The organism is Vibrio gigantis, assembly GCF_024347515.1.
GTDB classification, from domain to species: domain Bacteria; phylum Pseudomonadota; class Gammaproteobacteria; order Enterobacterales; family Vibrionaceae; genus Vibrio; species Vibrio gigantis.
In genome coordinates this window covers 1,484,150-1,504,735 of sequence record NZ_AP025492.1, presented here as the reverse complement: position 1 = coordinate 1,504,735, position 20,586 = coordinate 1,484,150, and the positions used below count along the sequence as shown (strand labels likewise).

The 20,586-nt window shown below is 43.3% G+C and carries 17 protein-coding genes and 2 pseudogenes; 11 read left to right on the top strand and 8 right to left on the bottom strand.

The genetic code is table 11. The features are described 5' to 3' along the window. Window positions 1-90: 90 nt before the first annotated feature. A complete protein-coding gene (locus tag OCV56_RS06820; protein WP_086713227.1) occupies window positions 91-483 on the bottom strand; it encodes a GlcG/HbpS family heme-binding protein in 393 nt (130 codons plus the stop codon). Between the two features lie 9 nt (window positions 484-492). Continuing rightward, window positions 493-1,503: pseudogene (locus OCV56_RS06815) on the bottom strand (aldo/keto reductase). A gap of 142 nt (window positions 1,504-1,645) precedes the next feature. Between OCV56_RS06815 and OCV56_RS06810 the strand changes: the two are divergent. From OCV56_RS06810 to OCV56_RS06795, 4 genes and pseudogenes are all read left to right on the top strand, one after another. Next, window positions 1,646-2,530: pseudogene (locus OCV56_RS06810) on the top strand (LysR family transcriptional regulator). Between the two features lie 287 nt (window positions 2,531-2,817). Further along, a complete protein-coding gene (locus tag OCV56_RS06805) occupies window positions 2,818-3,579 on the top strand; it encodes a YdcF family protein (RefSeq protein ID WP_086713226.1) in 762 nt (253 codons plus the stop codon). Between the two features lie 487 nt (window positions 3,580-4,066). After that, window positions 4,067-5,539: an aerolysin family beta-barrel pore-forming toxin gene (locus tag OCV56_RS06800; protein WP_086713225.1), complete on the top strand. Its 1,473-nt coding sequence runs from the start codon at window positions 4,067-4,069 to the stop codon at window positions 5,537-5,539. A 251-nt stretch (window positions 5,540-5,790) separates the two neighbouring features. Beyond that, window positions 5,791-5,973 carry a hypothetical protein gene (locus OCV56_RS06795; protein WP_086713224.1) on the top strand — a complete coding sequence of 61 codons (183 nt, stop codon included), beginning with the start codon at window positions 5,791-5,793 and terminating at the stop codon, window positions 5,971-5,973. A gap of 227 nt (window positions 5,974-6,200) precedes the next feature. On the opposite strand, the gene OCV56_RS06790 is transcribed toward OCV56_RS06795, so the two are convergent. Next, window positions 6,201-6,722, bottom strand: a complete 522-nt coding sequence (locus OCV56_RS06790; RefSeq protein WP_086713223.1) for a DUF2058 domain-containing protein — start codon at window positions 6,720-6,722, stop codon at window positions 6,201-6,203. Between the two features lie 402 nt (window positions 6,723-7,124). On the opposite strand from OCV56_RS06790, the gene OCV56_RS06785 reads away from it, so the two are divergent. Both OCV56_RS06785 and OCV56_RS06780 read left to right on the top strand, forming a co-directional pair. Further along, the gene (locus OCV56_RS06785; RefSeq protein WP_086713222.1) at window positions 7,125-8,459 is read left to right on the top strand and encodes a sphingomyelin phosphodiesterase; all 1,335 of its coding nucleotides are present in this window, start codon (window positions 7,125-7,127) and stop codon (window positions 8,457-8,459) included. Between the two features lie 39 nt (window positions 8,460-8,498). Then, window positions 8,499-9,449 carry a chromosome partitioning protein ParA gene (locus OCV56_RS06780; RefSeq protein WP_086713221.1) on the top strand — a complete coding sequence of 317 codons (951 nt, stop codon included), beginning with the start codon at window positions 8,499-8,501 and terminating at the stop codon, window positions 9,447-9,449. 4 nt (window positions 9,450-9,453) lie between these two features. Here the strand turns inward: OCV56_RS06780 and OCV56_RS06775 are convergent, their stop codons facing one another. Then, window positions 9,454-10,488 carry an AraC family transcriptional regulator gene (locus tag OCV56_RS06775; RefSeq protein ID WP_086713220.1) on the bottom strand — a complete coding sequence of 345 codons (1,035 nt, stop codon included), beginning with the start codon at window positions 10,486-10,488 and terminating at the stop codon, window positions 9,454-9,456. A gap of 205 nt (window positions 10,489-10,693) precedes the next feature. Here OCV56_RS06775 and OCV56_RS06770 point away from each other — a divergent pair, with 205 nt between their 5' ends. Then, window positions 10,694-11,707, top strand: coding sequence for a DUF2804 domain-containing protein (locus OCV56_RS06770; protein ID WP_086713219.1), 1,014 nt, complete (start codon window positions 10,694-10,696; stop codon window positions 11,705-11,707). A gap of 132 nt (window positions 11,708-11,839) precedes the next feature. After that, on the top strand, window positions 11,840-12,688 hold the full coding sequence (locus tag OCV56_RS06765; protein ID WP_086713218.1) for a sterol desaturase family protein: 849 nt from the start codon (window positions 11,840-11,842) through the stop codon (window positions 12,686-12,688). Between the two features lie 15 nt (window positions 12,689-12,703). Here the strand turns inward: OCV56_RS06765 and OCV56_RS06760 are convergent, their stop codons facing one another. Genes OCV56_RS06760 through OCV56_RS06745 form a run of 4 tightly spaced genes read right to left on the bottom strand, consistent with a single transcriptional unit; the run spans window position 12,704 to window position 16,827 of the window. Continuing rightward, window positions 12,704-15,142 (bottom strand): carboxypeptidase-like regulatory domain-containing protein, encoded by a 2,439-nt coding sequence (locus OCV56_RS06760; protein ID WP_086713217.1) that lies wholly within the window; start codon window positions 15,140-15,142, stop codon window positions 12,704-12,706. A gap of 47 nt (window positions 15,143-15,189) precedes the next feature. After that, window positions 15,190-15,900 carry a fimbrial biogenesis chaperone gene (locus tag OCV56_RS06755; protein ID WP_086713216.1) on the bottom strand — a complete coding sequence of 237 codons (711 nt, stop codon included), beginning with the start codon at window positions 15,898-15,900 and terminating at the stop codon, window positions 15,190-15,192. Continuing rightward, window positions 15,897-16,334 carry a DUF4402 domain-containing protein gene (locus OCV56_RS06750; protein WP_190960456.1) on the bottom strand — a complete coding sequence of 146 codons (438 nt, stop codon included), beginning with the start codon at window positions 16,332-16,334 and terminating at the stop codon, window positions 15,897-15,899. Before OCV56_RS06750 ends, OCV56_RS06755 begins: the two co-directional genes overlap by 4 nt. Before the next feature lie 58 nt (window positions 16,335-16,392). Then, the gene (locus tag OCV56_RS06745) at window positions 16,393-16,827 is read right to left on the bottom strand and encodes a DUF4402 domain-containing protein (protein WP_086713215.1); all 435 of its coding nucleotides are present in this window, start codon (window positions 16,825-16,827) and stop codon (window positions 16,393-16,395) included. Window positions 16,828-17,769: 942 nt separating this feature from the next. On the opposite strand from OCV56_RS06745, the gene sbcB reads away from it, so the two are divergent. The 3 genes from sbcB to OCV56_RS06730 are packed head-to-tail and all read left to right on the top strand — an operon-like array spanning window position 17,770 to window position 20,271. Continuing rightward, window positions 17,770-19,194 (top strand): exodeoxyribonuclease I, encoded by a 1,425-nt coding sequence (gene sbcB, locus OCV56_RS06740; protein ID WP_086713214.1) that lies wholly within the window; start codon window positions 17,770-17,772, stop codon window positions 19,192-19,194. A 25-nt stretch (window positions 19,195-19,219) separates the two neighbouring features. Continuing rightward, a complete protein-coding gene (locus OCV56_RS06735; RefSeq protein ID WP_086713213.1) occupies window positions 19,220-19,591 on the top strand; it encodes a CidA/LrgA family protein in 372 nt (123 codons plus the stop codon). Between the two features lie 2 nt (window positions 19,592-19,593). Continuing rightward, window positions 19,594-20,271, top strand: coding sequence for an LrgB family protein (locus OCV56_RS06730; protein WP_086713212.1), 678 nt, complete (start codon window positions 19,594-19,596; stop codon window positions 20,269-20,271). Window positions 20,272-20,586: the final 315 nt, after the last annotated feature.

Here is a 20,586-nt window from a genome sequence, read left to right as displayed (position 1 = left end):
TGACTCCCGTTAAACAAAAAACCGATGCACATGCATCGGTTTTTTATTATCTGTTGTTTCTATCTTAAGTAACTTCACAAGCAACAGCGCTTAGAGCACAAGTTGAATGACTTTCTCTGCTAATGCTTCATCGTCATCTTCGCTTAATCCGCTGATACCAAGTGCACCTATCACATGCCCTTTCTGGATAATTGGAACCCCACCTTTGAAGCCAGTAATTCTCGAGTCCGTCCAATAACTCAAGTCTTTGCCCGTTTCTCTTGCCCAAGCACCTAAATTGCCACTCGGTTGTCTGTCTCGTGCCGAGGTATAGGCTTTGTTTTGAGCTAACAAACCTGCCTGTACGCTGACGTTGTCCATTCGAGAAAACGCAAGCAGTTCGCCATGTGTATCACACACACTCACCGCAATCGCTTGGTCGTTGTGCCCTGCAATGTCGAGTGCACTGTACACAAGTTGCTGTACTATTTTTTGATTCAACATGTTCATCCCTTATGGCAACGCCTGACCACGTGAGTACACGTATAACTTGTACCACTCTTCACGAGTGAGATTAATCTGAGTCGCAACCGCAGATGCCTTGATTCGGTCTAGATTCGTAGTGCCGATGACAGGCTGAATACCAGCTGGATGACGAAGTAAAAACGCCAACACAATCGCTTCACTTTCTACGCCATATTGATTCGCTAACTGAGCTACGTAGCGTGCCGTCTTTCTCACGTTCTCGTGTTCAGAATACAAACCTTGCTCAGCAAACCGCCCTTGTGCCAAACAACTCCAAGCTTGCAGTTAGATGTTATTCATTTGGCAATGTTCGAGCGTGCCTGAAGCAAAATCAGATTGGTGATGGTCTTGCGAGTTAATCATTACGCCATCATTAAGCCAATCAAGCTTTGCCAAACTCATTTCAATTTGATTCGCGACAATTGGCTGACCAAGAGCCGACTGTAGGTACTGAATTTGGTGACTGTTCATGTTAGACACACCGAAGAAATCGACCTGGCCCTGAGCTTTCAGATTTTCAAGCGTTCTTGCCAACTCATCGAGTTCCATCAGCGGATCAGGGCGATGCAAGAGCAACACGTCGAGCTTTTCAGTATTCAAGCGATTCAGGATGCCCTCTACCGATTGACCTACCCAATCTGCTGAGAAATCATAACGGCCAACGTTGCCCTCAGCTTCAAAACGAATCCCACATTTAGATTGAATGAACATCTGATCACGCAATTCAGGGGCTTGCTGTAACGCTCGACCAAAGGCTTGCTCTGCTTTGCTGAACGTATAAATGTCAGCATGGTCGAACAAATTGATTCCTGACTCTAATGCTGTGTCGATTACGTTACGCGTTTGCGCTATATCCGCTGCCACTACTGGATTGTCGTTCCAGCCACCACCAAGTCCCATGCATCCGTAGGCGACTTGCCCAACATTCCGTAGATAGCTCGATAGCGGAATACCCTTTTTATCATTCGTTTTGTTTGTAGCTTCAACGCTGTTCGTCATATCGATTCTCACTTAGAAGATTTTCTGTCCATAAATATGCCTCTATCATATTGTTCTTTTTAGAAAACAGAATATGCTAGTTGCGAATTAATTGTTTGATATGACGAACAATAGAGTTAGCCAGTTTTGAAGGAAAACGCACATGAACGAGCACAAGAGAATAGAACGACTGATCCTATTTGTAGAACTTGCTCAGCAACTTAACTTTACCAAGGCAGCAGAGAAACTCGGCATATCTAAGAGCTATCTATCAGAGCAAATTAAACGACTAGAGAGCGACTTACAGTGCCCTCTTCTTGTAAGAACTACGCGCAGCGTTCGATTAACCCAAGAAGGCGAACGTGCCTTACAACAAGGCTTAACCATTCGCTCTCAAGTATTGCAGCTTGAACGCAGTGTTTCAGAGCAACACGACATCGTTAAAGGTACATTACGGCTGACAGCACCAAAGATGTTTACCGAGGTCTTTCTATTTGATATCTGCCAACAATTTAGAGAGCAATACCCAGAAGTTCGCTTCGAGATAAACAGCAGCTACACCAACTTCAATCTTAACCAAGATGATATCGATATCGCCTTTCGCGCCACTAACACCCCACCAGACAACATGATCGCGAAACGATTGATTACCTATCAACATGATTTAGTCGCGACGCCCGGTTACCTAGATCAGTTTGGACGCCCCACCAGCGCACATGAGTTAAATAGCCACCAATGTTTAGCCACACTGCATCAAACAGAGTGACCTTTAAAATCTGCGAATATCGATGTGTCAGGCTGGCTCTCAAGCAATGACAACCACTTGCTTAAACAGCAGGCTATGACCGGTAGTGGCATCATTCGAATCGCGAGTTATTACGTTGATAAAGAAGTTGAACGTGGAGAATTAGAGCGAGTATTATCTGACGAGTGCCTACAACAAGGCAACAGTATTTATCTGTTCTATCCGCAAGTCATTTACCCAGCTAAAAAGCATCAAATGTTTATTAAGTTTGTTCAGAATTACTTTGAAAGTTTAAGTCGATAAAATGATGGGGTAGCGATTTATGGCAAGAAAAAGTAAGTGATTTAAATAACACGAAATAGGGTTTAAATAATTCCCTCGTTTATATACCTGTATTTTATTAGGGGTTATTGAACAATAATAAAGCGCTTTTACTCATGCTCTTATTAGTTATCGTATTTAATCGCAAGAAATCGTGAATTTGTTCAATAATACAATGAGTTAGCTATGAAGAATCATCATGATTGATATATGATGCAACGCTTCAACATGCTACACCACCTTGGCACCAGTTCGATAACGGGATCCTCATGAGCTTTATTATACTTTTACTTCTTCTGCTATTCGTTGGCATTACACGTTTACTTCAATGGCGAACAACTTCTAATTTTATATCTCTTGTTCTTATATCGTCGTTTGTGTTGATTGGTTCAGGTTTGATCCCTCGTTATTTATTAGACGACCTACAAGCGCATTATGAAAATAAGCCTGATATCCAATGGTCTGACAATAACGCCATTGTTCTTCTGGGTGCAGGAACGCAGCTAATTAAAAGTACGCAAGAATTCGAACCCGCTTTTTTCTCTTATGGCCGAATCAGTGAAACCGCAAGCCAATATAAAGATTGCGCAAAAGCGCAAACCACATGCAAAGTGATCATCAGTGGTGGTGACGCTCAGAATAACGGCGTTACAGAGGCTGAAGTTTATGAACATCAACTGCTTAGGCTTGGTGTTCCAATGGCCGACATCATTCAAGAACCGAACAGCGTGAATACGTGGAAAAATGCACAACTGACCAGCGACCTGATGAAGCATCATAAATTCGACAACATTGTGCTGGTTTCATCTGGCCTGCACATTCGCCGTAGTGAACTCTATTTCAACCACTTCGGGTTGGACGTGATTCCGGTTAGAGCTGATTACATGGCGGCTCAAATCTCATGGCTACCTCTGTGGTACAACTTTGCGGTAACAAACTTTGCTTTGCACGAACAAATCGGGTTTGCTCGTTACAACATCTACAACTTTATGGGTTGGAACAGCAAACGGGAAAAGCCTGGGGATGCTTAATCACGTTCAATTAAGTTAACTCAATCGATACAAACAAAAAAATGCAGCAATAATCGAAAGGTTGTTTGCTGCATTTTTTGATCCTCCCTATCACAGCATCATTTCTTATTCTGGCTCACGTTCTTACTTACCATCCAATCAGCAATATATATTTCTATTCAATCTCGCAGGCCTAATTTTCCAAGCCCATATCCTAGAAAACGAAGTTACAGTAATACAAACGTTCAACAATTAACCACCCATTATTTGGATGGTTGATACTAATTAAAATCAATCAAGATAAGTCTTTATCAAACAACAAGATGATCAGCACAACCCTCTGATATTTATAAGTATTTATTTTCAATTCATTTCAGTTCTTTTGGCTTTGTTTTATATGACAGAGTACACCCCGCTAGAGACCCTCGGCTTTAAACAATACTCATAACAACACATATAAATCGAATCCAAAAACAATAGCCAAATATTGGCACCTAGGAATTTATTCATGCTTAACGTCAGTAAAACCATTCTATTTAGCACCGCCCTATCGGTACTACCTTTGACGGCTCATTCAAAAATATACTCAGACCAAATTGTCTTAGACAAGCTTGGGGAAGATGTTTGTCGCTCGGACTATCGCCCACTTACTCATACCGAAGCACAAGAACACAAAACAGCGCTTATCTCTCGCATGAACGTTTGGGATATAGCAGGCCTTCAAGACGACTGGGTAATCATGGGCTCAGGCTATCACGGCCTCATTAAACAAGGCCAAGACAGCGACGACACATGGTGCTATCCCAACCACCCAGACGCAGGTTTGCCTTACTATCAAGCGCAAGCCATTGAAGAGCACGGCAACGTTAAGGTTCAACGAGCGTTAGTCAGCGACAATGCTAGCTTTATTCGCCCATTGAGTTACTTAGCACACAACCTGGGTTACGCTTGGGTTGGCGGTGACAACGGACGCTACGTAGGCCAAGACATGGGAATTAAACAGCTTAACGATGGTTGGGAGATAAAGGGCAACAGCGACGGAGCATGTTCTGGCGAACGCTGTAACGAAAAGACAACAATCACAGTCGATAACTTCTCTTACTCGCTTGATAGCATGGCATTCTCGCATGGCGAGGTTAGCGAACCAGAACAAGCTCTGATTAATACAGTGTCGGCTTACGCTATTAATGACAGCGACGAACCGAAGCAGATCATCGTTGACCTTCATTTTGAGCAATCCACCCAGTGGCGCAAAACCAACCGCTTTGACCTCTCAGACTCAGTAATGCTCAAAGAGAACTTTACTTGGCCTCAGGTTGGGAAAACAGATGTAACAGTGGTGCTTGAGCAAGACCAACGTTTCTCTGATACCAACAATGGTTCTCGCTCAGAACCTACAGAGCTACAAGCGATCATCACCGTACCGGCTAATTCTGTTTTGCCCTTTAGAGTCGAGTTTTATCGCTCAAGTATCTCTTACCCGTACCGCATCAAAGCAAACATGAGTTACGACGTCAGTTTCACCGGCTTCTTACGCTATAGCGGTAATGCACTAAGTTCACACCCAACAAACCGACCAACAATCTCACACACCTTCACCATGGGGACTAATAGCGAAGAACAAGCGAACATACGCTATCAATGGGATCACCGTTATATTCCAGGTGAGATGAAATGGTGGGATTGGAGCTGGGCGATTAACGCGAATGGCTTAAGCAGCATGCAATATGCCGCGGGAGCAAGTGTACGTCCCTTCTACACACACGTAACTGGCCAATTCAGTGCTGAGTCTCAATATTCAGGCCTGATCGATATCGGTGAACAGCACTCTGTAGGCTCATTCGATGTGATGACCGCACTGAACAATCATAAAATTTATTATGCAGGCGATATTCAGGTAGTTACTGACTTTGATTCTGAAACCCTTTCGCAACTGGGGTTTGAAGATGCTGAACTAACGATAAACCCAGCACAACGATAAGCCACTAAGCTAGCAAACGATAGCTGTAACAACCGTGATTCTTCCAAGCCCACCGCACTCGCTTTGGGCTTGATTTTTCTTAACTGAATTGTTCTTAATTTCTTTATCTTCGGTTCACCAGACTCACTCAATTACGCCTAAAACATCAGGCTCTTGAATCATTCCACACTGACTTAAAAATGACATCACAACGAAACAAAAGTTTGAGTTAATGGGGCCGGTTATACACTGGGAATCCATCAGGAGGATCTATGAAACACTGCCCATCTTGTTCAACTGAACTGGTCGCAAGAGACGATGTACAAATTTGCCCACGCAATGAAATCGGCGACTGCTATTTTGATGGCTATGAGCAATATCAGCTAGAATATCATCAACTTAAACATAGCCAACAAGACTCAACTTTCGACATCGCAGACATTGTTGCCGATTAGCAGGCCAAAGCCTTAGTCGGTAACCTACCAGTAAAGCGGTCGTAATTGAGACACTCGCAATCAATTATTTCTCGAACATAGAGACATGACTGGTTCAGATGAACCCGTAAATAATTCTATGCAGTTGCCAACATTGAAAAAGCCCCGATGTAAGACACATCGGGGCTTTTTAATACTTCTTCAACGCAACAAGTAATTGACGAATTAAATAGTGGTTTAGTCGAGGATTACCACATTAGATCATCTGGGATCACAAAGTCTTTGTACGGATCATCTTCGTCTACTTCGTCTGTGCTACCCGCTTGCGTATCAACAATAGATTCTTCATCACGCATTGCAATCTTGTTTGCTACTGATGTTGGGATAACAACATAGCTCTCGCCTTGACGAGCAATACTTAGAATGCCTTTACTTAGTTGCTTTTGAGTCAGCTCTTCTACGTAAAGGTATTTAACTAGCGTACCGTCGGTGAAGTTGTATTTGATCTCACCGTTCTTCTGTTCAAGCTTGTTCATCTCAATCAGTTGCTTCACTTGAGCTTTAATTTCTTTGCTCAACTGCTGTTCTTTCAACTGTTGGTTTAGTTCTTTGTCTTTCGCTTGCTGCGCCAGTTTAGTTTCTTCAGCTGCCGCTTTTGCTTCACGAGACTGAACGCGAGACTTTTTAGAGCCTTTCTTCGCCTTCTTTAATTTTTTCTCATTTACCAAGCCAGCTTTAAGCATCTGCTCTTGGAGTGTTAACTTTGCCATGACTTTCCCAGTTCAGGATTAAAAACGACACTATCATACCTGTTTTTGAGGAATCTGTTTACTGAACAATGGCAAAATTTATACTGATAGAGCAAGGCTGTTAGCGTTATCCCTTATCGTGATTCACAGTATCCACATCTGGTTGTTTCCCGACCTCTGATTTCCACGAAAACACACCACTGGTGACTTACCCTCAAATCCAAATCGTTCCTCTGTTTGTTAACGTGCGCGCGTATCACTTATCATTCCGACAAAGCAATATGTTAATTTTCAATGAGTAATCAAATTTATAAAACCATGGCATATATCTAATATTTGGATAATTCTGATAGAGTTATAACTCCAATGTCATAACTCTTTACTACGTTATTCTTTAAACCAATCAGTAAGGATAACGTGAAAATGAAAACTCAATGGACTTGCCTGAGTGCATTACTTGCATCAGCTTCATTCATTTCAACCACTGCTATTGCAGATACCGATGTGTATCTGACCAACAACACTAACCAAGTGATGACGATTCAAGCCAACCATACCGGCACCGATCTACTTCAACTTGGCGATGAGTGGCAACAACATGTTGAGAAAATTGGCCCGTGGGAAACGAAGAAGTTGATCAGTTTCAATCGCTGGACTGGTGTGAAATCTGGGAAGACCTATGAGTTTGACACTGTGGTATCGAACTCCATTGGAGAAAGCGTCACGCTCAACCAAACCATGAAAGGGCATTGGTATAACTCGACACTGCAACATGGTCTGAGTGCTGCAGACGTCAACCTAACACTGCATGATGATCGTAATATTCATCGCAGCACAACCGACGCGTTCGGGATCAATGCAGAGCTAGCACTTAAAGCCGATCCTACGGCGCGCTACGATGATATTTACTACACCATCACCCCACAAAAAGTAGATGAGCAACCCGAACCAGACGCCAATATACTGAAAGTGATGACCTACAATATTTGGGCTCTACCGGCTATCGCTTCGCATATCGGTGATCGTTATGATCTCATCCCTCAATACGTTAAGGGCTACGACGTGTTAGCGCTTCAAGAAGTGTTTGCCAACGGACGAGATGAGTTCCTGCGTGAACTGGCAAAAGAGTACCCATACCAAACTAAAATGCTCGATAAGGATGGTATCAACATCTATGACGGCGGCGTGATCATTGTGAGCCGCTACCCTATCGTCAACGAAGCGCAATACGTGTTCCCTGATTGTACGGGCACAGATTGTTTTGCTGATAAAGGCGTGAATTACGCTGAGGTCATCAAAAATGGTCAGGCTTACCATGTGTTTGGTACGCACACCGCCTCGTTCGACACGGACACGGCGCGTGATTATCGTCAGCGTCAATTTAGACAGATGCGTGAACTCGCTCAATCACTGGAAATACCAACCTCAGAAACGGTGATTTACAGCGGTGATTTCAACGTGAACAAGCTTAAGTTCCCTGGCGACTACCAACAGATGTTCGCTAACCTACAGGCCACTGAGCCCGAGTATTCAGGTTATACCGCTTCAACTTTTGATCCTCGCATCAATAACTTTGCTGGAGAACCAATGTCTGGCGGGGAAAACGTTGAATATCTCGATTACGTGGTGGTGAGTTCGGAGTACGCACAGAGAGCTTACAACAATAACCGCGTTGATGTGCCTCGCTCGACCAGCAGTGAATTATGGAAGCACTACAACCTTTCAGATCACTTCCCTGTTAGTGCTGTGATCAAGTAACGCGGTGAACAGATAATGCATCGAGTTATATTAATCCTAATGCTCGTCGCTGTGACGAGCATTGTCAGCTATTCATGGTCATCAAAACCCATTGAAACACTGCAATCTTCGGTTCAGCATACAGAAGAAAAACAGCACGTTTCTAAAACGACTGATGACGACAATTCCCCACTAACTAAAACCGGCAGGTCGGAAAACTCAGCATCGCAGAGCAATCAATCCCAAGCTGAATCGCGGGGCGGGAAAACGTATGCTGAAAACTTAAGCGAACTTGCAGGAAAATCTCTATTCAATGAACTCGATGGATTCTGGGCGCTTTGCCAACAACGCGATGACTGCACTGAGCAACTCGCACGATTGAAATCAGAATTGCCGAGCATATGGTTTGAGTTACTGAGCGACTATCCGCAGCTTTCAGTCGACTGGCAATTAGCCCAAAGCACTATCCCTCTTGAATCCATAGAGACTCTTGAAGGTCGTGTTGCTCTATTCAAGCAGTCTGCACAGCAAGTCTGGGGGGAATTGGCCCACCAGCTATTCGCAGACCAGTTTGCGCATCTAGATTTTACGATCGACGCAAACACTCTTAAAGAGAACGAAGCGAGCCAGTTTTTGGCCAACTATCAAGGTTTACTCAATGAATGGCAAAACAATACAGCGACATTAAATACGGAAACACAGCTTCAAAAATACGAATTAGCAGTCTCTTTGATACCCTCCAGTTATAGCCCTGCAGAGGTTGTATCAGTCAAAGCCGACCTTCAAGAGACCTACTTAGACGAAACGCAAGCCAACAACATTGCCGCAAGAGAACGACAAGTCGCACAACAGCAACAAACCGTGATGACTTATCATGAGCAACTGGATCAGCTCAAAGCGACTTTGGATTCTCAGCGATCCTCAAGTAATGCCACTTGGACTCAACAAGATTGGGACAGTTACTACCTACAGCAAGTAACCGATTTCAGGGAACAGTTTTTTAGTAAGTGACGCTTTAACTTAAACCATCACGAAACTGCGCGGGCGTTTTATTGAGCCAACCTTTAAACGCCCTTCTGAAGTTTGCAGGGTCGCTATAACCGAGCCTTTCACCGATATCGTCAATGCTCATGGTTGTGCCGAGCAACAATTCTTTGGCTAATTCCACTCTAACTTCGGTAAGCAATACTTGGTAACTGGAATCATGAGTGACCAGTTCTCGTCTGAGCGTACGAGAACTGCAACCAAACTCATCCGCGAGTTGTTCAATATTCGGAAAACTGCCTGCTGTTTGATAAAAGATCGTTTTAATCTGGTTAGTTAGCAGATGTTCAGAGTCCAACGTCTCCACTATCGACTGGCAAGACGCAAGATAGCGTTTCAGTGTCGCGGCATCATGAGTAAATAAGGTTTGTGACAAAACCGATGCATCAATACGCAGTTCACAATAGTTTTGTTCAAAAATTACCGGGCACCGGAAACGGTTATCATAAAGCTTGGCGTAATTGGGACGAACATAAGGCAAAGTCAATATGTGAATAGCTAGATCATGGCCAGTCAGTTCTTTGAACAGAGAGACAATTGAACTCAAGAAGTACTCACTACAGAAAGGAAGCAGATCGCCCACTTCCAAGGCATTCTCAATCTGAATCACCGCTTGATCGGAATCTAGAAACAATTTAACCGAAAAGATAGGTCCGTTCAGTTGCAGATATTTAAAGCCCGACTTGATGGCCTCTCCCACATTCTGGCTGGTCGACAGCGCATAACCCAACACACCAAAGTGGCTCAGACTTGCATGTTCTCCCAACCAAAGCCCTAAGCCATCGTGGGGAAAGCTCTGATTAGCCGCGCTAAACAACGCAAGCTTATCTGCGTATGTCAGTTTTCCATTCGGATCTCGCCAGTCCATATTGGCTAAACCTACATCATTGAGCAGCCTTTCAATATCGATACCTCGTTGATCTAAGGTATTCAGCAGCAGCGCTATATCTAATGTACCCAACTGATGCCGATGTCCGGTCGGCTTGTACTCCGCGATGATCTCCAATCGTCTCTCCTTTTCCGAACGTAGTTGTCACTCAATTATCGACTCAAGAATCGTTGCTCAGTGCTCAACATTCGCCAAGTAGCATAAACCATCCATAGTGGCAAAATCGTGATTAGAGCCTAACTATTGTCCGGATATGACCTCCCAATCTAGCTTAACTCATCGCACAATGGCTTCAGTTGTTAAATTTATGTGAATCACCGCCATGATAAAAACCAACCCTGCCCCACACAATTTGATTGATTCTAATGGTCAGCCAACCATTGGGCATTTCGATGGCATCCCAAAGCATCTGAACATTGAGAGCTTTAACTACCTGAACTCGATGGATGCAAAAGCAAACCCTTGGCAGAAGCACTTTCATTACAAACAATTCCAATTTGTCAGCATTACCACCGATACGCACATTATTGGCGTAGCCATCGCGGATATTCGCTATTTAAGTTCGGCGTTTTGTTATGTGTACGACATCAAACATAACCACCTAGAAGAATCATCATGGTTGAGGCCACTGGGATTTGACAAGAAAGTTACCGCTTCGCCATTTGAAGGCACAACAAACATTGCAGGCCAAAGCATTAACTTTGATATTGAAGGCGGACAATGGCGGGTTTGTTTAAATACCAAACTCATCAAGGCAAATTTCACTTTAGTGCCTGAGACCAATAGCTTACCCATAGCGATGTGCAGCCCAACGGGTTATTCAGGTTGGACTTACACCCAAAAGCACAATGCTTTACACATCAGCGGCGAAGTCCAAATCAAAGGAACATCGTTAAACCTCACACAAGCTCGTGCCGGATATGACTTTTCAGCGGGTTACATGAGGCGCGAAACCAGTTGGCGCTGGGCAAGCATCAACACTCAATCCAACGGAACTGATATCGGACTGAACCTCGCTGCGGGCGTTAACGAAACTGGAGGCTGCGAAAACGTATTGTGGGTGAATGGAACCAGACACTTGCTAAACCCAGTGCAGTTTACGTTCAGTCGCCAAAGTACGAATTTACCTTGGCAGATAACATCACAAGATGGACGTATTAACCTGACCTTTACGCCCCTTAATCACCGCAGTGAAAAGCTGAATTTATGGCTACTAAAAAGTAACTTTCGCCAGTTTATTGGTCACTTTTCGGGCTCGATTGAAGACAACGAAAACGTAATACACCAACTTGATGGTGTTCTTGGCCTAACAGAAGATCACTTTGCTCGTTGGTAAGGTACGAACCATAAGCCATAAGCCATAAGCCATAAGCCATAAGCCATAAGCCAAGCAGTAATTCATAGCAGATACAAAGTTAATAACGAATTCACATTCCATAGAAAACTATGGATCAACAAGGACCAACACATGAATATCGACGCATTAATCAATCACCCAGAATGGCTACTGCTGGTATTAGCGCCCTTGTTCGTGGTGTGCATGTTAGCAGAGTATTTTATTGGTCAGAGACAAGGTCGACTGCCTGATAACTCCAGCTATAAACTTTCAGAAGTGATGTGTAACTTCACGCTCGCTGGAATGCATCAACTCTCCGATTTACTCACCGGGTTATTGGTCGTGCAGCTGTATCTTTGGCTGTTCGGTTGGCGGTTAATGGACATCAACATGGGTGTACTGAGTTTTGTTGTATTGATGGTTCTACAAGACTTTTTCTATTACTGGTTCCATAGAGCAAGCCACCGCGTTCGCTGGATGTGGGCAGCACATGTCGCGCACCACAGCTCAGAACGCATGAACTTTAGCACGGCGTTTCGTCAGAGTTTAATGTACCCCATTGCGGGAATGTGGCTGTTCTGGTTACCGTTAGTTATCATAGGTTTCGACCCTAAATGGGTCATCTTTGTCGTACTTCTTAATCTAGGTTTGCAGTTCTTTGTTCATACACAATGGATACGAAGCTTGGGGCCGCTTGAATACATCTTTAACACCCCGTCGCACCATCGTGTACATCACGGTAAAAACCCGCAATACATCGATAAAAACTACGCTGGCGTTCTGATTATTTGGGATAAGTTATTCGGTACGTTCGAGCCAGAAGTTGAACCAGTACGTTACGGCGTCACTAAACCGGTAAACAGTTTTAATCCGATAGTGGTCACCTTTCAAGAATGGAAGGCCATATTCAAAGATCTGAAGAACCGAGAGTTAACCATGAAACAGAAAGTCCAGTTGATACTCTCGCCTCCGTCAGACTAATCAAAGTAATCTGGGCTAATACACCTTATGGAAATCGATGAGATTGAATGTGAGGTCACTTACCCAGAAATCTCCGTCCAAATCGGCACCTTGCACATATCGCTTATCTCCCATTTCTAAAGTCACAATGTATTTGCCCGCGATGAGCCCCTCTACCATGTAAAAGCCATCGCTCTCAACCTCACTCGAATACTCAGTGCCTTTCTGTATATGTTTAAAATGCAGGTAAGCGTTATTTTCTAGATCACCTTCTACCGTGCCATCAACGCCAAACGACACTACCATTTCGATATGCGCGTGGGTCAGTCCTACCTGTTTGGTATTTACAAACACAGGGTTTTGAATCGGTGTAAGGTTAAGGTCAAGTGCTCCCTCATCAATATAGATAGGCAAATTATCTCGCGCTGGAACACTTGAGAATTCAAATCGGCCTTTTTCATCACTGACCGCACGTTGATCCAATATTTGTACGCTTACGCCAGGTATGGGTTGTTTGTGGTGGTCGTAAACAATGCCCGTCAGCTTAGAATGGTTGTATCGATTCCACTCAACAAACTCGCCAATGCTTTCATCAAAGTATGTTTTAGCACCGAATTCAGTCGTCATCTCGACACCATATCGATCTTCAGTTCCTTCCAACTTAAAGAGTAAGTAAGGGTTCACACGAGCTTCCAAAGAGGCGGAAAACGAAACCTCTTGTTTCTGATAACGGGCGGATACGTTAGTCGTGAGTTCTTGAAAAACATCCAGAGGATCTAGCAGGCACTCTTTACAAGCATTCCTTAGTGATAACTCTGTTCGTTCATGGTGACCAGCGCCATCAACGGTTCCAGAAATATTCCACGATGTATCCGAAAATCCACTTTTGGCCAAACCAATTGTGTGAAGGTAATCATCTTGATGAGAAGCTTTAGTGTATCGATAATCACCGGCATATGAGACAAACAAATTACGAGCCACTTTAGAATTCAGTTTAGGTTCAACGCTTAACTCGTCGTCGTCATCTCTCACGGTCAAAAAGGCTGTTAGGTTTGCTAGCGATAAGTTGTATTTGAAAACATCGTACTCCATTGACTCTAGATCCAATTCATCGGTTTTATTAAGCTCAATCGATGCCGACTGATCGCCGTTGATCAAGATATCAAACTCCATAGGAAAGCGATTGAACTCCGGCAACCAACCAATATGACCAGCAAACCAGTGCGCGGGTAAGTATCGCCCTTGAAAGCCCATCAGGTCTTTTCCATGTTGCCTCATAAAGGCACTTCCCACGGTGAAGTAATCTGCGATCCCATATTCAAGAGACACTGCGCCAGCTCGGTCTGCACCTTCATTGCCCACCACTTGCACGCCCCACTCGTTGCTCGGCAGAAATGCATCTTCTAAACCGGCGACGGTGATCTCTTCTTCCTGCCAGACACCTTTTGATAAGTAGTAGCGAAACTTGATGGTGTCACCAGGGGATATGTTGTCTTCTTCGACTACGAAGCGTCCAAACTCATCTGAGCGATAAGTGGTTTGATAAATACCATTGACCAAGACATCGATGCTGATATTTGGTTGAGTAGTTCGTTCGAGTTGAAGGTTGCCAAACTCTGTCTGTCGCTTTCGATTGGTGTAATAGAGCCCGTCTTCGAGGGTTTGATTCACGGTAAAAACGCTACCATCCAGTAACACATGGCCTACTTCTAGAGAGCCTTCACCGTCATGTGCTTCTACCGCAATGTTGTAATAAACGATGGGGTTATCTTCTCGTGAATCAATCGACAAGCGAGACAAAGAGTTTTCAGTGCTTAATATAGTGTCGGAGATGGCGTAAACATCACCGCCTGTTTCACTGTCTTGATAAACCGAAGTCGCTAGCCGAGTCGCCAAACCTACAGCGGCAACAGGTTCGAAAGCTGGTGTATTTTCAGCTCGCTTGAGAGCCTCGGCTTTCTTGCGTGATTCATTTTTCATCTTAGTAATGGCCGCCTCCAGTTCAGTCAATGAGCTGAATTCTGGAGAAACGGTGAGCCGATAATCATCAATATCCCAACGCACTTTAGCTGGGATACAAGCTTGTAAACTGTACCAGTGAATGAAAGTTTCTGAATCAATAACTTGATATTTGATCGATTGGATATTGTCGTCATCGCGATAGCAGATGGCTTGTTCGGTATCAACAATATACGGAGGGGATTCTCTTCCCACATCTTGGGGCAAGTACAGCTCACAATATCCGCTTTTGTCACACTGACCATTCATTTCGAGTAGATAAAAAGCGGCATTGGATATTGAAATAAAAGGCTCTTCGTAGTCATCCATCATGACACGATAAAAACTATCCCCCACTTTCCCGACTCGAACTTCAACATGGGCTGGATAAAGTTCACTCACCTCACTTTCAGTTTTTGATTGTGAATACGCACTAAAAGGAAGCAGTGAGACAAGCAAAAAAAATCGCCAAACCATACCGTTGAACACTGGCTTTTAAACGATTTTCGACAATGAAACGAGCGCTACAGAACACATTCGTATAAAGGCTGTTCGTTCTGAACCAGTGAGATCTTTGACCCTTTTGGGAAAGGCTTGGTTAATTCCGCATTACGAAGTAACACCACTTTTTCGCTATGTTCGTCGACATTCAATTTCGCAGTAAATTGAAAGTTACCATCGTTAGTGATCTTGAGGTTTTGGCTATCGCATTGAAACTTCACATCTTGTACCTGCTCGCCTTTCTGAACGTAAACCGGTATATAGCTGTTGATATGAAAGTTGAGTTGAAAAGCTGAACCGTCGCTGTTGGTTTTACTCGAAGACAACGCAATGTCTGATAACTCTGCGGCTTTTGCTATCGGTGAAAACCATAAGTAAGCTCTGTATTCGCCATCAGGCATGTCGGCTGGCAAGGCGTTCATACGTAAGCGGACTGTGCGTCTTTGATTGGGTTTCAGTTCACGAATAATCGGTGGTGAGACTTTAATCCAATTAGCAATGTTTTCAGACTCTGCAATATTGGTGTCGGTACGAACCAGCCCATTAGCTTTGACTGGTCGATAGATAGGTTTGATCTCCAATCGAATCGGTTGATCTGAATTATTCTCCACGACGATTTTCTCCGTAACGGAGGTATCTGCGTCTAAAACAAAACGAGTGGGAGCGATTAGGAGTTGAGCATAGGCTTGTGCCGTGAAAAGTAAGCCGAGAACGCATGAGATAAACAACTTCATTTATAATTAACCTCAAAAGGGATAGTGCCGGTATAAACGCCAGCAGGATGATTAGCGCCGATTTTTACTCTCGCACCAATGCACAGTAATTTGCTTCTTCCATTGCCTTTTATTTTGGCTCGGCCTCGCTTTGATAAGCCGCAGCCAAAATAGAATTTTTTAATACGAAGACGTTTAGATTTACGAGAATGGTTGAGGTACTGCTTAGAAGGCAGAGAAACCACGATCTTTTTACCTGGTTCGCCTTCAACATAAAAACGCACCACATGGATCTGACTATTAGTCGGATTAGCATCGGCGTTTTGACCCGATCCAGATATATATATACCTGGAAACTTTACTTCCATATTTTCTGGAATAATTTCTAATGCATATAATGAAAAAGAAAAAACCATGATGGCAGTACAAAGGGAATGTTTTAAAAATAGTTTCATAGTAAAAGCGACTGATAAATAGCAGTCGCTATTATTAGACTTGTTTTATATCTATCAATTACTGGTAAGTAACATCGACTGCAACGTTTGCAGTATAAGTACCAGCAACTAAAGTTGCTGTTGACGTTTTTGCTGTACCACCAATTTTAAGATCCGCACTACCACCCGTCAGAGTGATAGCACTATTAAAGTCAAATTCAGCCCCAATTGTATTTGCGCCGTTAAGTAAGTCAGTATCAGAAATACTTACTGTTACCGCATCACCAGACTCTCCAGAAAGCGTAAATGCCGCAGCTCCTGCATCACCCTGAGCGATAACAACATCTGTTGTGTTATCTGAAGTGATGATACCGAAGTCCAAATCGCTCGTTTTTGTCATTGTAATTGCTTGTTTTACTTCTAGTGTTGCATCAAAAGTGTCACTCACAGCGAAAGCGTTCGCTGAAGAGATAGAAAGTGCAGAGACAGCAACAACCTTAAAAACTTTGTTCATTTCTTTTATCCTTTATATAAAATCGGCTTTATTATTAGGGTTACCTAATAGTTAATCAGAGTTAACAATTAAGTAACCCTAATCCTATTTATAAAATATATACATTGACACTAATTTATAAAAAAAATGAGGCGCAGTGAGAATAAGATCACGAAAATTGACATAAATAACACTAGCAAAAACCGTGGTATTTTAACAATTCAAACAAATATATATAAAACTGGTTTTACATTTAATTCCTTTATTTTTGTGCGTCATTGATTTCCATGAAAAATAACTCAATTAAAATAACCAAAAATAAAGAAGGACAATAAACACTCATTTAATTAAGGTTAATTGTTATATAGATCATCGTATTGCAATATAGTCTCAAAAGTGAAACAAACCAGTATCATTTTTAAATTGTAATAAAAATGAAATATTATCGCGCCTTGTATTATCTAATTAAAACAAGGTGTCTATAAATTATTAAAAATGAGACAAGTACAACTCACCAATTAAGTTGATTTCTACACTCATAAATCCCCAAAAATTAATTAAAGCTAAGAGAATTATATTGAAGATGGACACCTGCGTGGGCAGAGCCCCACACAGGCAGATGCAGCGATTTAAACACTCGTACGATAGCTTACACCTGTCCAAGAAAAACGAGTGCACCTCTAACCATCGTCGCTAGAGTAAACCGTAAACAAGGTCGTTCGCGGTACCTTCAAACCCAATTCATGAAGACCTAGGTATAGAGGTAAAAGGAAGAATCGTTACTAAGAAATAGTCACAATTGGATTTTAAAGCACGCCTATCGACTCGATTGAATAGTAAACCACCGTTTTACGGCAATTTATTTGTGATCTGGGTTGCACGCGTACCGCATACTATCAGATACTGAACAAAACTAACCTTCAGCCACAGTAAACGGGCCCCGCTTGCTGTTCAGGAAATTCAATGAGTTCAGATAATCAGTCGACCTACTTCTTTTTCGATTACGAAACTTGGGGCGTTAGTCCAGCGAAAGATCGTCCAAGTCAATTTGCGGGTGTTCGTACCGACCAAGATTTCAATGTTATTGGAGAACCTCTGGTTATCTATTGCCAACCTCCTGCTGATTACCTTCCTGCTCCTGAAGCAGCATTGATCACCCGTATCACACCTCAAAAAGCGGCTTCACAAGGCCTTCCTGAACCAGAGTTTATCGCTAAGATCCACGCTGAGTTAGCGAAACCAAACACCACAAGCCTTGGCTACAACAGTATTCGATTCGATGACGAAGTAACGCGATACACCTGTTACCGTAACTTCATCGATCCATACGCATGGAGCTGGCAGAACGGTAATTCGCGTTGGGATCTGTTAGATGTCATGCGCGCCGTACACGCACTTCGCCCAGACGGTATTGTGTGGCCAGAAAATGAAGAAGGTTATCCAAGCTTCAAACTGGAACATCTCTCTGTGGCAAACGGCATTGAACACGAAAACGCGCACGATGCGATGGCCGATGTTATTGCGACCATCGAGTTAGCGAAGAAGCTGAAAGCTGCACAGCCTAAGATGTTCGATTACCTTTACAACATGCGTCATAAGCGTAAGCTGAATGACCTAGTTGATATCGTAAACATGACACCTTTGATGCACGTTTCGGGTATGTTTGGTCGAGATTGCAATTACACAAGCTGGATTGTTCCTATGGCGTGGCACCCGACCAATCAAAACGCCGTTATCGTAGTGGACTTAGCGAAAGACCCTAGCCCGCTGCTTGAGCTAAATACCGACGAGCTAAGAGACAGACTCTACACCAAACGCAGTGAACTAGGTGAAGATGAGCTACCGGTACCAATCAAACTGGTACAACTCAACAAGTGCCCTATTCTTGCTCCAGCCAAAACGCTGACGGCTGAAAACGCCGAAACCATCGGTATCGATCGCCAGCAATGCTTGAAGAACTTAGCTCTATTACGTGAACATCCAGAGATCCGTGAGAAGCTGATCGGTTTGTATTCACAAGAGCGTGAGTACGAGAAAAGTGATGATGTTGATACACACCTTTACGACGGTTTCTTTTCACCTGCTGATAAAACAGCGATGAACATCATTCGCGAAACTGACCCGAACAACTTGGCAGCTTTGGATATCACCTTTGGTGACGAACGTATTAAACCGTTACTGTTCCGTTACCGTGCACGTAACTTCCCATGGACTCTCGACGAAGCTGAACAATTGAAATGGGCGAACCATTGTCGTGAATTTTATGAGAGCCGTTTAGAAGAGTACATGCTTAACCTCGAAAACCTCGCGCACGAACATGAAAGCGACGAGAAGAAAATGGCTATCTTGAAGGCGGTTTATCAGTACGTAGAAAAGTTAGCTAGCTAATTCCATTATCAAGAGAAGTAACACTTTGAAAGAAAGATTGATCCAACTGGTTTACTGCTTAATCTCCTTCACCTTAATCATAGGTGCGCTTACAGCAGGCAACGCGTTACAGCACTTTTTGGATACCTCAATCCCAGGCAGTATTTTTGGCATGTTGATTCTATTTGCCGCCATGGTGATTGGTATTGTGCCTTCGCATTGGGTACAACCCGGTGCAAGCTTGATTATCCGCCTAATGATCTTACTGTTTGTTCCGATCAGTGTTGGGTTGATGGATCATTTCGAAATGCTCATCGCGAATGCATTGCCTATTATGGCGAGCGCGGTGGGTGGCACGCTCATCGTATTGGTATCTTTATCATGGTTCTTAGACCGCTTGCTGGCGAGAGGTAAATAATCATGTGGATTCTATTAACTATCGTGGTGTTTCTGTTTGCTCGTTGGGTAAGTCAGAAAGTGAACTCACCACTGTGTAATCCCCTGCTTATCAGCATTGGTATCATCATTCCGATTCTCACGTTCTTTAAAGTGCCGTTTGAGACTTACTATGCTGACAACACCTGGATTACCTACATGCTTCAGCCTGCGGTTGTTGCACTTGCTTACCCGCTTTATGAACAGCTACCTCAAATCAGAGCCAACTGGCGCATCATTACCTTTGCTTGCACGCTAGGCAGTGTAATGTCGATGACAACAACCGCATTAATCGCTGTGGCTTTTAAAGCGGACTTAAGCTTGATTGCGAGTTTGTTAGGTAAGTCAGTCACCACCCCCATTGCTATGGAAGTGTCGAGCCATTTGGGTGGTGAAGCAGCAATTGCGGCAATACTGGTATTGATTGTTGGCCTATTTGGAGCCACTTTCGCTTACCCGATCTATAACCTCATTGGTATTAAGAGCCCTATTGCACGTGGTTTAACCATGGGTACCGTATCTCACGCTTTAGGTACTGCGACATGTGCTGAAAAGAACCAAGAAGATGCTGCATTCAGTTCTCTAGCGCTTGTGCTCTGTGGCGTTATTACCTCAATTATCGCGCCGAGTGTATTTTCGCTTGTAGTTTGGTTCTACTCTTAACCATTTTTATTACAGTTTAAACGCTGCTCGTTCATTGGTTACCTAATAAATTTGGCTAACGGTTTAAAGCATGACAAGTAGCCCAAGCAGAACTCTGATTATCTCAGGGTTGGCTTGGGCTTTTTTATCGCATTTACTCAGTAATAGCAGTCAAATCACGCTCTATTACGGGCAGTAAGTGAGATATCAGCTGTGGAAATAGCTCTTGCAATCGATTTCAAGTGTGACCTCACTCTAATTATGCAAACCAATGTAACAACAACAATTCAATAGTGATCTTTATCACAGAAAATTCCTGAACATTGCATAAACTTA

What these genes read in the sequence shown, in the direction of transcription:
- OCV56_RS06805 (WP_086713226.1), top strand. Translation starts at nt 2,818, where the DNA reads ATGAGCTTTATTATACTTTTACTTCTTCTGCTATTCGTTGGCATTACA.
- OCV56_RS06760 (WP_086713217.1), bottom strand. Translation starts at nt 15,142, where the DNA reads ATGGTTTGGCGATTTTTTTTGCTTGTCTCACTGCTTCCTTTTAGTGCG.
- OCV56_RS06770 (WP_086713219.1), top strand. Translation starts at nt 10,694, where the DNA reads ATGATAAAAACCAACCCTGCCCCACACAATTTGATTGATTCTAATGGT.
- OCV56_RS06820 (WP_086713227.1), bottom strand. Translation starts at nt 483, where the DNA reads ATGTTGAATCAAAAAATAGTACAGCAACTTGTGTACAGTGCACTCGAC.
- OCV56_RS06780 (WP_086713221.1), top strand. Translation starts at nt 8,499, where the DNA reads ATGCTCGTCGCTGTGACGAGCATTGTCAGCTATTCATGGTCATCAAAA.
- sbcB (WP_086713214.1), top strand. Translation starts at nt 17,770, where the DNA reads ATGAGTTCAGATAATCAGTCGACCTACTTCTTTTTCGATTACGAAACT.
- OCV56_RS06790 (WP_086713223.1), bottom strand. Translation starts at nt 6,722, where the DNA reads ATGGCAAAGTTAACACTCCAAGAGCAGATGCTTAAAGCTGGCTTGGTA.
- OCV56_RS06785 (WP_086713222.1), top strand. Translation starts at nt 7,125, where the DNA reads ATGAAAACTCAATGGACTTGCCTGAGTGCATTACTTGCATCAGCTTCA.
- OCV56_RS06750 (WP_190960456.1), bottom strand. Translation starts at nt 16,334, where the DNA reads ATGAAACTATTTTTAAAACATTCCCTTTGTACTGCCATCATGGTTTTT.
- OCV56_RS06755 (WP_086713216.1), bottom strand. Translation starts at nt 15,900, where the DNA reads ATGAAGTTGTTTATCTCATGCGTTCTCGGCTTACTTTTCACGGCACAA.
- OCV56_RS06765 (WP_086713218.1), top strand. Translation starts at nt 11,840, where the DNA reads ATGAATATCGACGCATTAATCAATCACCCAGAATGGCTACTGCTGGTA.
- OCV56_RS06730 (WP_086713212.1), top strand. Translation starts at nt 19,594, where the DNA reads ATGTGGATTCTATTAACTATCGTGGTGTTTCTGTTTGCTCGTTGGGTA.
- OCV56_RS06800 (WP_086713225.1), top strand. Translation starts at nt 4,067, where the DNA reads ATGCTTAACGTCAGTAAAACCATTCTATTTAGCACCGCCCTATCGGTA.
- OCV56_RS06745 (WP_086713215.1), bottom strand. Translation starts at nt 16,827, where the DNA reads ATGAACAAAGTTTTTAAGGTTGTTGCTGTCTCTGCACTTTCTATCTCT.
- OCV56_RS06795 (WP_086713224.1), top strand. Translation starts at nt 5,791, where the DNA reads ATGAAACACTGCCCATCTTGTTCAACTGAACTGGTCGCAAGAGACGAT.